The sequence below is a fragment of the Aeromonas sp. 5HA1 genome (assembly GCF_029237245.1).
Lineage (GTDB): Bacteria > Pseudomonadota > Gammaproteobacteria > Enterobacterales > Aeromonadaceae > Aeromonas > Aeromonas salmonicida.
The window spans coordinates 1-11256 of the sequence record NZ_JAACFW010000042.1; the positions used below are offsets into that span (position 1 = coordinate 1).

An 11256-nucleotide genomic window follows, 5' to 3' on the forward strand; every position below is an offset into this window, starting at 1 on the left:
AGGCTTACTACAAGCGCAATCGGGTTGCTGACGTGCGCCATGCACAGGGGCTGCAGGTGGTGCGCTTCGTGCGTCAGGTACGGCTGCGACAACCGCGGGTCGGCACCCGCAAGCTGCATTATCTGCTTCAGGGTCAGGATGATGGCGGGCTCAAGGTCGGACGGGACAGGCTGTTTCGGATATTGGCCGAGCATCGCCTGCTGGTGCCGCCCAGACGGGCGTATCACAAGACCACCCACAGTTTTCACCGTTTCTACCGTCATCCCAACTTGCTCAAGGCAGGGCCTGAGCAGGTCACGCCGGTGGCTCCGGAGCAAGTCTGGGTCGCCGACATCACCTATCTGCCAGCCAGGAGTGGGCCGCTGTACCTGATACTCACGCAAGATAGTGGGCCATCACGTGCACGAAAGGATGCACGCCGAGTCGGTGGCGATGGCGTTTAAGAAAGCGCTGAAGCAACGGCGTAGCAGCGGGAAGCTTATCCATCACTCGGACCGCGGCGTGCAGTATTGCTCGGGGCTGTATCAGTCATTGCATGACCGGCATGGGGTGAGATGCTCGATGACGGATGGGTATGACTGTTACCAGAATGCGTTGGCGGAAAGGGTGAACGGGATTTTGAAAGGAGAGTTGTTGTTGCAAAGCCCGCAGGACCTGGCGCAAGCGCGGGAGATGGTACGTGAGGCGGTGGATATCTACAACGTGGAGCGGCCGCATCATGCGTTGAAATACAGAACCCCCGATGCAGTACATCGGGGGTTCTGAGTGGAGCAAAGCTAGCCGAAAATGTGTAAACCTATTTCAGGACTAGACATGCTTATGCCCAGTCTGCCGAGGAGGCTCAACCCTTCGTCAGGTCCAGCCGGATGGCACCGATCGGTTTGCAGCAACAGGGCAGGCATTCACCCGGGGAGACAAACGCCAGCGGCACATTGGGGTAGTGCACCGAGCCTGCCAGCAAGGGCGTGCGGCAGGCGCCGCAATAACCGCTGCGGCACTGGAACTCCAGCTGATGGCCGTGGCGCTCCAGGGTCTCCAACAGGCTCTCGCCGGGATGGGCGAGCAGGGTGCCATCACAGGTATGTACCAGCGGCGCCTGTGGTGCCTCCTGCTGCGTTGCAGGCTGCAGGGCAGGGCCCAAGGTGTTGGTTGCGTCACTCACAGTTCAACGTCACCTGATAAATTGTCTGCATCTAGGTTTCTGCCTGTCTGACCGAGCAGCATATCGGGTCGCTGACTTACAGCTCGAAATCGCCCAAGTCGTCTGCGTGTACTTCGCTGTCGATCCGACTGACCAGCATATCGGATGTTCACTCACAGCTCGCAGTCACCGAGATCATCGGCGTGCACTTCGCTGTCGATCCGACTGACCAGCATATCGGGTGCTCACTCACAGCTCGAAGTCACCGAGATCATCGGCATGTACTTCGCTGTCGATCTGGCCGACCAGATAAGAGCTCACTTCCACTTCCTGCGGGGCGACCTGCACGTTGTCAGACGACAACCAGGTGTTGATCCAGGGGATCGGGTTTTGCTTTGCGCCGGCAAAGGCTGGCTGCAGACCGACCGCGTTCATGCGCAGGTTGGTGATGTACTCCACATATTGGCAGAGGATGTCTTTGTTCAGGCCGATCATGGAGCCGTCCTGGAACAGGTACTCGGCCCACTCTTTCTCCTGAATGGCGGCTTCCTTGAAGATCTCGAAGCAGGCTTGCTCGCACTCGGCGGCAATCTCGGCCATCTCGGGGTCGTCCTGGCCGGTGCGCATCAGGTTCAGCATATGCTGGGTGCCGGTCAGGTGCAGCGCTTCGTCACGGGCGATCATCTTGATGATCTTGGCGTTGCCTTCCATCAATTCGCGCTCGGCGAAGGCAAAGGAGCAGGCGAAGCTGACGTAGAAGCGAATTGCCTCCAGGGCATTGACGCTCATCAGGCACAGATAGAGCTTCTTCTTCAGCTCGCGCAGAGTGATGGTGCGCATCTGTCCGGCGACGCTGTGAGTGCCTTCACCGTGCAGGTTGTAGAGCGCGGTCGCTTCAATCAGGTCATCGTAGAAGCAACTGATGGAGCCAGCGCGTTTGAGGATCTGCTCGTTGGTCACTATGTCATCGAACACCTGACCCGGGTTGTTGACGATATTGCGAATGATGTGGGTATAGGAGCGAGAGTGGATGGTCTCCGAGAAGGCCCAGGTTTCGATCCAGGTTTCCAGCTCCGGAATGGAGACCAGCGGCAGCAGCGCTACGTTAGGGCTGCGACCCTGGATGGAATCCAGCAGGGTCTGGTACTTCAGGTTGGAGATGAAGATGTGCTGCTCGTGGGGCGGCAGCGCCTGATAGTCGATGCGGTCGTGGGAGACATCCACCTCTTCCGGGCGCCAGAAGAAGGAGAGCTGCTTCTCGATCAGCCGTTCAAAGACTTCGTGTTTTTGTTGATCATAACGGGCCACATTGACCGATTGGCCAAAAAACATCGGCTCTTTGAGCTGGTCGTTTTGGGTTTGGCAGAAAGTTGAATAGGCCATGGTTACCAGAATGTATTGAATGGATAAACAGGAGAGCGGGAGCCTGTCGCTCCCGCCCGGTTGTCAGATCTTGCAATGGCTTATATTTTACAAGCTCCACCGGCACAACCGTCATCTTGCATATCGGCTTGTGCGTCATCCGCCCCATCACGGGTGTTGTGATAGTAGAGGGTCTTGAGGCCGTATTTGTAAGCGGTCAGCAGATCCTTGAGCAACTGTTTCATCGGTACCTTGTTGCCTTCGAAACGGGCGGGGTCGTAGTTGGTGTTGGCGGAGATCGCCTGATCCACAAACTTCTGCATGATACCGACCAGCTGCAGATAGCCATCGACGCTCGGTTGCTTCCAGAGCAATTCGTATTGATCTTTCAGGCGATGATACTCGGGCACCACCTGTTTGAGAATGCCATCCTTGGAGGCCTTGACCGATACCAGGCCACGCGGCGGCTCTATGCCGTTGGTGGCGTTGGAGATCTGGCTGGAAGTCTCGCTCGGCATCAGGGCGGTCAGGGTGGAGTTGCGCAGACCCACTGTCTTTATCTCTTCACGCAAGGTTTCCCAGTCCAGGTGCAGCGGCTCGTTGCACAGGTTGTCGAGATCCTTTTTATAGGTATCGATGGGCAAAATGCCCTGGGCATAGGTGGTTTCGTTGAACGCCGGGCAGGGGCCGAATTCGCGGGCCAGCTGCACGGAGGCTTTCAGCAGGTAGAACTGGATCGCCTCGAAGGTGCGGTGGGTCAGCGCCAGACCTGAGCCATCGGAGTAGCGAGCGCCGTTCTTGGCCAGGTAGTAGGCGTAGTTGATGACGCCAATGCCCAGGGTGCGACGGTTCATGCTGCCTTTCTGGGCGGCCTTGAGCGGGTAGTCCTGATAGTCGAGCAGGGCATCCAGGGCGCGCACGGCGAGATCCGCCATCTCTTCCAGATCTTCCAGCTTCTCGATGGCGCCGAGGTTGAAGGCAGACAGGGTGCACAGGGCAATTTCGCCATCCTCGTCATCCACGTTGTTGAGCGGCTTGGTGGGCAGCGCGATTTCGAGGCAGAGGTTGGACTGGCGTACCGGCGCCACGCTTGGATCGAACGGGCTGTGGGTGTTGCAGTGATCCACGTTCTGGATGTAGATGCGACCGGTGCCGGCGCGCTCCTGCATCATCAGGGAGAAAAGGTCGACCGCCTTGATGGTCTTCTTGCGAATGGCCGGATCCTGCTCGTACTTGACGTAGAGTGCTTCGAACTTGTCCTGATCCGCAAAGAAAGCATCGTACAGGCCAGGGGCATCGGACGGGGAGAACAGAGTGATGTCACCGCCCTTGATCAGGCGCTGGTACATCAGCTTGTTGATCTGCACGCCGTAGTCCATGTGACGGACCCGGTTCTCTTCCACGCCGCGGTTGTTTTTCAGTACCAGCAGGCTCTCCACTTCGGTGTGCCACAGCGGGTAGAAGAGGGTGGCCGCACCACCGCGTACGCCGCCCTGGGAGCAGCATTTGACCGCAGTCTGGAAGTACTTGTAGAAGGGGATGCAGCCGGTGTGGAAGGCTTCGCCGCCACGGATGGGGCTGCCCAGACCACGGATGCGACCGGCGTTGATGCCGATGCCGGCGCGCTGGGAGACATAACGGACGATGGCGCTGGCGGTGGCATTGATAGAATCCAGGCTGTCATCGCATTCGATCAGCACGCAGGAGCTGAACTGACGGGTCGGGGTACGCACACCGCTCATGATGGGGGTCGGCAGCGAAATTTTGAAGGTCGACACCGCATCGTAGAAACGCTTGATGTAGCTCAGACGGGTATCTTTCGGATACTTGGAGAAGAGGCAGGCCGCTACCAGTATGTAGAGGAACTGCGGGCTCTCGTAGATCTCGCCGGTGACGCGGTTCTGCACCAGGTACTTGCCTTCCAGCTGCTTGACGGCGGCGTAGGAGAAGTTCATGTCACGCCAGTGATCCAGGTGCTCGTTGAGCTCCTCGAATTCGGCCTGGGTGTAGTCGGTCAGCAGGTGCTTGTCATATTTGCCCATGTCTACCAGACGGGCGACGTGCTGGTAGAGGTGGGGCGGCTCGAACTGGCCGTAGGCTTTCTTGCGCAGGTGGAAGATGGCCAGACGGGCAGCCATGTACTGGTAATCCGGACTTTGCTCGGAGATCAGGTCAGCAGTGGCCTTGATGACGGTTTCGTGGATATCGGCGGTACGGATACCGTCATAGAACTGGATGTGGGACTTGAGTTCCACCTGGGAGACCGACACGTTGTCGAGCCCTTCGGCGGCCCAATCCAGCACGCGGTGAATTTTATCCAGATCGATGGGTTCTTTGTGGCCGTTACGCTTCGTCACAAACAAGTTCATTGGCTGATGACCTTCAGTTGATTCCCGAAAAACCATCGCACTGCGCTGGCCTCGGCGCTGTGAACGGCTGCGGGAGGTGGGGGCGTATTGTGCGATGAATCACAAGATATAGTGTTATTTTGAGTTCGAGCTACAAGATAGTGAGGTCGCCCTCGCTTTGCAATCTGTGGATAAGGCATTAGCTGTGGATAAATTGTGGGTGTAGGGACCCATGTTAGTGGACGCTCACAGTGAGTGGGTTTTCATGCGTCCGATCCGGTAAATGCAAGTCTGATGATCGAACATGGAAAATTTAAATAACTTTTTTTGCTTGCGAAAACGGGGTGTTTTTACTAGCAAATTCAGTCTGGTTATCCCTTGTGCAGCAAGGGTCAAAAGGTGTCCTGTCCCAGTCTGTTGGCGGTTGCCAAACCGCAAAAAAGGGAGATCAATCCGGACCTCCCCTGGTCTCATCCTTGTGCCTGCAACGGTCGCCAATCGTGCTCATCTGGCCACCGATTGGCGATAAAGCTGCCTTTATGATCCATCAATCTGGCTGTCTGGCGGCAAACAGGATTAGCTGTGATCTCTCTGTAGGTTGTTCACTCGGGGCATTCCCGGAAAACTGGAGGCGCCAACCAAACCAATCATCCGAGGTGCCCCAGTGAACAACCATAAAAATGCCCGATTAACCGTCTTTGGTCGACAGCTTCTTGTCCTGCGTATCCTTGAGCAGGGCCTGCGCGTTGAAGAGGCCGCTCACGCTGCCGGCGTCAGTACCCGCACCGCTTACAAGTGGCTCACTCGATATCGCCAGGAGGGGCCTGATGGCTTGTACAATCGCTCTTCTCAACCTGCATCCTGCCCTCATGCCATTGATAACCTGCGCCAACAGCGGATTATCGAACTGCGCAAACAGCGACAAACCTATCGGCACATCAGCCAATCTCTGGGCATAGGGCACAGTACTGTCGCCCGTATCCTGCAACGAAGGGGACTGAATCGACTGGCTAATCTGGAACCTGCCCCTCCAGTACAACGCTATGAACATGAGAAACCGGGTGACTTGCTGCATCTGGACATCAAAAAGTTGGGGCGCTTCCATCGTCCCGGCCATCGGGTCACCGGTGACCGCCGCCAGGATTCCCGTGGAGCGGGATGGGAGTATGCGCATGTGGCGATTGATGACCATTCCCGTGTGGCCTTCAGCGCCCTGCTTCCTGATGAAACGGGACGCAGTGCCTGCCTGGCGCTGTTACAGGCACTTCGCTACTACGCCGGGCTCGGCATTCGCTTCCGTCGGCTACTCACTGACAATGGCGCCTGTTATCGGTCAAAACGCTTCCAGAAGCTGTGTCGTCGCTTGGGACTCAAGCACCTGCGCACCAAACCTTACACACCCCAAACCAATGGCAAAGCAGAGCGCTTCATTCAGACAGCGCTGCGTGAATGGGCGTATGCACGGAGCTATGACTCGTCAGCGCAACGGGCAGAACACCTGCAACCGTGGCTGCATGAGTACAACTGGCATCGTCCTCATGCAAGTCTGGGCTATAAGCCCCCCATCAGCCGTCTTCAATCTGTGAACAACCTGGTGGGTTTACACAATTAGCTCAGCTCGTAACGCAGCCAGTGGTGCAGGGCCTGCACGGTATCGAAGTGCAGATCCGCGCCCCAGTCGGCGGGATCCTCGTCCTCGCTCAGATAACCCCAGCCCGCCACGGCGGTGCGCATGCCCGCATTGCGGCCCGCCTCTATGTCACGCACGTGATCCCCCACATAGAGGCAGTGGGCGGCGTCGACCCCCAACTGTTCACAGGCAAAGTACATGGGGGCAGGGTCGGGCTTGCGCACCGGCAGGGTGTCGGCACTGACCGTCACGCCGCAACTGGCAAGCTCGGGCAAGGCCGCCAGCAGCGGTTCGGTGAGAAAGCCCGGCTTGTTGGTGACTATGCCCCAGGGCAGGGCACGTTCGTCCAGCCATTCGATGAGTGCCACCATCCCCTCATAGGGGCGGGTGCCGACGCAGAGGTTCGCCGCGTAGTAGTCGAGCAGGGCGGTGCGCAGGCGAGTGGCCCCCAGCTCTTCGAGCAGCTCATCGCCAAGCCCGGCTTTGAGCAGCCCAAGCGCGCCGTGGGAGGTGGTCTGTCGGATGATGCCGTCAGAGAGCGGCGCAAAGCCTTCGCTCACCAGCACATGGTTGACGGCGGCGCCCAAGTCCGGCGCCGTATCGAGCAAGGTGCCATCCAGGTCAAACAGCACACAGCGCAGTGGTACCGGCGTGTTATCGATCATCAGCCATGCTCCGGGCGGATGAACTCCACCATGTAGTTGACGTCGACATTCTTGCCAAGCTTGAACTGGTTGGAGAGCGGCGCGTAGTGCACCCCGCTCATGTCCCGTACCAAAAGGCCTGCTGCTTCACCCATGCGACACAGTTCGGCGGGGGTGATGAACTTCTTGTGATCATGGGTCCCTTTGGGGACCATCTTCATCAGGTATTCGGCGCCGATGATCATCATCAGATAGGCTTTCGGATTGCGGTTGATGGTGGAGACGAACACCCGTCCGCCCGGGCGCACCAGAGTGGCGATGGCGCGCAGCACCGAAGCCGGATCAGGCACATGTTCCAGCATCTCCATGCAAGTGACCACGTCATACTGGCCAGGGGCCTGGCCTGCGTGCTCCTCCGCCGTCATCTGCTGGTATTGGAGCTCTACCCCTTGTTCCAGGGCGTGCAGGCGGGCGACCCCGAGAGGCTCCTTGCCCATGTCGATGCCGGTGACGTGAGCACCCCGACGGGCCATGCTCTCGGAGAGAATGCCGCCACCGCAGCCGATGTCGAGGATGCGTTTGCCAAACAGGCCGCCGCTCTTGTCGGTGATCCAGTCAAGGCGCACCGGATTGATTTGATGCAGTGGCTTGAATTCGCCCTCCATGTCCCACCAGCGGGAGGCAATGGCTTCAAATTTGGCGATTTCTGTCAGATCGACATTGGCATCACTATTCATATTTTGTGGATCCTGTGGCAGGGCGCGCAGGTAGCAAGACTCGGGCGCAATCTATTGTCCTGGCGGGCATTATAACGGAGACACTTTGTCACACCAGCCCGACTTGTTACCCGGATTTGTGGCTTAAGGTATTTGGCTCAGTGTGTTACCATGGCGCGCTGTTTAAGCCAAAGAACAACTAATTAGGGATTAAGGCTTTCTATGAGCGATCTGGCCAGAGAGATCACGCCGATCAACATCGAAGAAGAGCTCAAGAGTTCCTATCTTGATTACGCCATGAGCGTGATCGTAGGACGAGCTCTGCCGGATGTGCGTGATGGCTTGAAACCGGTTCACCGCCGCGTTCTGTTTGCTATGAACGAGTTGGGGAACGACTGGAACAAGCCCTATAAAAAATCGGCCCGTGTGGTCGGTGACGTAATTGGTAAATACCACCCGCACGGCGACAGTGCCGTGTATGACACCATTGTCCGCTTGGCGCAGGATTTCTCCATGCGTTACATGCTGGTCGATGGTCAGGGCAACTTCGGTTCGGTCGACGGCGACAGCGCCGCCGCCATGCGTTACACCGAAGTGCGGATGGCCCGCATCTCCCACGAGCTGCTGGCCGATCTGGACAAAGAAACCGTGGATTGGGTGCCCAACTATGATGGCACCGAGATGATCCCGGCTGTCATGCCCACCAAGGTGCCCAACCTGCTGGTCAACGGTTCATCCGGTATCGCGGTGGGCATGGCGACCAACATTCCTCCTCACAACCTGACCGAGATAGTGAACGGTTGTCTGGCGCTTATCGAGAATGGCAATCTCACCATCGATGAGTTGATGACCTACATCACAGGGCCTGATTTCCCCACCGGCGCCATCATCAATGGTCGTTCCGGCATCGTGCAGGCGTACCGTACCGGTCGTGGCTCCGTCTATGTGCGTGCCAAAGCCGAAGTGGAAGTGGACGACAAGACCAGTCGCGAGACCATCATCGTTCACGAGCTGCCTTATCAGGTGAACAAGGCGCGGTTGATCGAGAAGATCGCCGAGCTGGTCAAAGAGAAGAAGGTCGAGGGCATCAGTGCCCTGCGCGATGAGTCTGATAAAGACGGCATGCGCATCGTTATCGAGATCAAACGTGGCGAGTCTGGCGAGATTGTGCTGAACAATCTCTACAAGCACACCCAGCTGCAGACCACGTTCGGCATCAACATGGTGGCGCTCGATAACAACCAGCCCAAGGTGATGAACCTTAAAGACATTCTGGATGCGTTCCTGCTGCACCGCCGTGAGGTCGTGACCCGCCGGACCGTGTTCGAGCTGCGCAAGGCGCGGGATCGGGCTCACATCCTTGAAGGTCTGGCCGTCGCGCTGGCCAACATCGACCCCATCATAGAGCTGATCCGTCACTCCGATACGCCCGCAGATGCCAAAGCCAAACTGGTTGCCCGCGGTTGGGAGCTCGGCAACGTGGCCGCCATGCTGGAAAAAGCAGGCGACGACGCGGCCCGCCCCGAGTGGCTGGAGCCGGAATTCGGCATCCGTGAAGGTCAATACTTCCTGACCGAGCAGCAAGCCCAGGCCATCCTTGACCTGCGTCTGCACAAGCTGACCGGCCTCGAGCACGGCAAGATCCTGGAAGAGTATCAATCTCTGCTGGATCTGATTGCCGAGCTGCTGTTCATCCTGGCAAGCCCGGAACGGTTGATGGAAGTGATCCGCGATGAACTGCTGACCGTGCGCGAGCAGTATGGCGACGAACGTCGTACCGAGATCAGCGCCTCCAGCGCCGAGATCAACATCGAAGATTTGATCACGCCGGAAGACGTGGTGGTTACCCTGTCTCACCAGGGTTACGTGAAATACCAGCCGATCACCGACTACGAGGCCCAGCGCCGCGGTGGTCGTGGCAAGTCGGCCACCCGGATCAAGGAAGAGGACTTTGTGGAACGTCTGCTGGTGGCCAACACCCATGACACCATTCTGTGCTTCTCCACCCGTGGCAAGGTCTACTGGCTCAAGGTGTATCAGCTGCCGGAGGCGTCCCGTGGCGCCCGTGGTCGTCCGATCATCAACTTGCTGCCGCTGGAAGAGGGTGAACGTATCACCGCCATCCTGCCGGTCAAAGAGTATGCCGACGACAAGTATGTCTTCTTCGCTACCGCCGATGGTACCGTGAAGAAAACCAGCCTGTCTGCGTTCAGCCGTCCGCTCTCCTCCGGTATTCGTGCCATCAACCTCAAAGAGGGTGATGAGCTGATCGGGGTGGACATCACAGATGGCAGCAACGAGATCATGCTGTTCTCCGATGCGGGCAAGGTGGTTCGCTTCAATGAAGGTAGCGGCCGCGCCGATGCAGCCGATGCTGATGTCAGCGATGATGTCGACGGGGATGACGAGAGTGTCATTGACGCTGGCAACGACGATGATGGCAGCGACAACGGCGAAGGCAGCGAGAGTACCGAAAGCAAGGGTACCTTCAAGGGCGTACGTCCCATGGGCCGTACCGCCGGTGGGGTACGCGGTATCCGCCTGCTCAACGGCGACAAGGTGGTTTCCCTGATCGTCCCCCGTGGCGAGGGTGCCATCCTGACCGCGACCGAGAACGGTTACGGCAAGCGTACCGCGCTGATCGAGTACCCGACCAAGAGCCGTGGTACTCAGGGCGTTCGTTCCATCAAGGTGGACGAGCGTAACGGCAAGGTGATCGATGCGATCCAGGTCGACGATACCGACCAGATCATGCTTATCACCAATGGCGGCACCCTGGTCCGTACTCGTGTCTCCGAAGTGAGCATCATAGGCCGCAACACAGGTGGTGTTCGTCTGATCCGTACCGGTGAAGATGAAACCGTGGTTGGCCTGCAGCGCATTGCCGAGAGCGATGAGGAAGAGAACGACGTCATGGCCATTGACGGTGAGGTGTCTGAAGGCACCGACACCACGCCAGACGCCGGCTCTGCCGCCGCAGGATCCTCTGAAGGGTCTCCTGAAGAGGGCGTCGCGAGCGACGAATAATCGCGCGTTTGCCCCCATGAAAAAGAGCGACCCTTGGGTTAATGCCGATCAGTTAAGGATCCATTGACCGATCCTGCTGATGTGTAAAAATCCGAAACCTGTTGATTTGGTTTCGGATTTTTTATGCGTATCGAACAGGCCCTCGACTTCCTTCACGCCAGCAATGCTGCCCAGTTTGAGTCACTCTCCGACCTCATTCCCCCTGCGCTCATCACTACCCTGCTCGCCGAAGAGGATGTCGTGACCCTGCGCCGTCGCCGCATGCCCATGGAGCGTCTGGTCTGGGCCATCATCGGCATGGCCATCTTCCGCCACGTCCCCATGACCCAGCTGGTCAATCAGCTCGATATCCTCTTGCCCGGTGACCGCCCCTTTGTCGCCCCCAGCG

Annotated in this window: 8 protein-coding genes and 1 pseudogene; 4 read left to right on the forward strand and 5 right to left on the reverse strand. The window is 58.1% G+C overall.

Going from position 1 to position 11256, the window contains the following annotated elements; translation table 11 throughout:
- Nucleotides 1–765, forward strand: a pseudogene (locus tag GWQ27_RS22025) (IS3 family transposase); the annotation flags it as partial.
- A 76-nt stretch (nucleotides 766–841) separates the two neighbouring features.
- Here GWQ27_RS22025 and yfaE read toward each other — a convergent pair.
- From yfaE to nrdA, 3 genes are all read right to left on the reverse strand, one after another.
- Nucleotides 842–1162, reverse strand: a complete 321-nt coding sequence (gene yfaE, locus GWQ27_RS22030) for a class I ribonucleotide reductase maintenance protein YfaE (RefSeq protein ID WP_275908322.1) — start codon at nucleotides 1160–1162, stop codon at nucleotides 842–844.
- A 228-nt stretch (nucleotides 1163–1390) separates the two neighbouring features.
- Complete coding sequence (nrdB, locus tag GWQ27_RS22035) at nucleotides 1391–2524, reverse strand: class Ia ribonucleoside-diphosphate reductase subunit beta (protein ID WP_021140537.1); 1134 nt, start codon at nucleotides 2522–2524, stop codon at nucleotides 1391–1393.
- Nucleotides 2525–2604: 80 nt separating this feature from the next.
- Nucleotides 2605–4872, reverse strand: a complete 2268-nt coding sequence (nrdA, locus tag GWQ27_RS22040; RefSeq protein WP_275908323.1) for a class 1a ribonucleoside-diphosphate reductase subunit alpha — start codon at nucleotides 4870–4872, stop codon at nucleotides 2605–2607.
- A 643-nt stretch (nucleotides 4873–5515) separates the two neighbouring features.
- Here nrdA and GWQ27_RS22045 point away from each other — a divergent pair.
- Nucleotides 5516–6463, forward strand: a complete 948-nt coding sequence (locus GWQ27_RS22045) for an IS481 family transposase (protein ID WP_275908324.1) — start codon at nucleotides 5516–5518, stop codon at nucleotides 6461–6463.
- Here GWQ27_RS22045 and GWQ27_RS22050 read toward each other — a convergent pair.
- Nucleotides 6460–7146: an HAD-IA family hydrolase gene (locus GWQ27_RS22050; RefSeq protein ID WP_265462102.1), complete on the reverse strand. Its 687-nt coding sequence runs from the start codon at nucleotides 7144–7146 to the stop codon at nucleotides 6460–6462. The two genes, GWQ27_RS22045 and GWQ27_RS22050, sit on opposite strands and share 4 nt — an antisense overlap.
- Nucleotides 7146–7862, reverse strand: a complete 717-nt coding sequence (ubiG, locus tag GWQ27_RS22055; protein WP_042866469.1) for a bifunctional 2-polyprenyl-6-hydroxyphenol methylase/3-demethylubiquinol 3-O-methyltransferase UbiG — start codon at nucleotides 7860–7862, stop codon at nucleotides 7146–7148. The genes GWQ27_RS22050 and ubiG overlap by 1 nt, the downstream gene beginning before the upstream one ends.
- A gap of 201 nt (nucleotides 7863–8063) precedes the next feature.
- On the opposite strand from ubiG, the gene gyrA reads away from it, so the two are divergent.
- Nucleotides 8064–10868 carry a DNA topoisomerase (ATP-hydrolyzing) subunit A gene (gyrA, locus tag GWQ27_RS22060; RefSeq protein WP_275908325.1) on the forward strand — a complete coding sequence of 935 codons (2805 nt, stop codon included), beginning with the start codon at nucleotides 8064–8066 and terminating at the stop codon, nucleotides 10866–10868.
- A 123-nt stretch (nucleotides 10869–10991) separates the two neighbouring features.
- Nucleotides 10992–11256: transposase domain-containing protein (locus GWQ27_RS22065; RefSeq protein WP_275908326.1), on the forward strand; the 265-nt coding region annotated here is incomplete at its 3' end.

What these genes read in the sequence shown, in the direction of transcription:
- nrdB (WP_021140537.1), bottom strand. Translation starts at nt 2,524, where the DNA reads ATGGCCTATTCAACTTTCTGCCAAACCCAAAACGACCAGCTCAAAGAG.
- nrdA (WP_275908323.1), bottom strand. Translation starts at nt 4,872, where the DNA reads ATGAACTTGTTTGTGACGAAGCGTAACGGCCACAAAGAACCCATCGAT.
- GWQ27_RS22050 (WP_265462102.1), bottom strand. Translation starts at nt 7,146, where the DNA reads ATGATCGATAACACGCCGGTACCACTGCGCTGTGTGCTGTTTGACCTG.
- ubiG (WP_042866469.1), bottom strand. Translation starts at nt 7,862, where the DNA reads ATGAATAGTGATGCCAATGTCGATCTGACAGAAATCGCCAAATTTGAA.
- gyrA (WP_275908325.1), top strand. Translation starts at nt 8,064, where the DNA reads ATGAGCGATCTGGCCAGAGAGATCACGCCGATCAACATCGAAGAAGAG.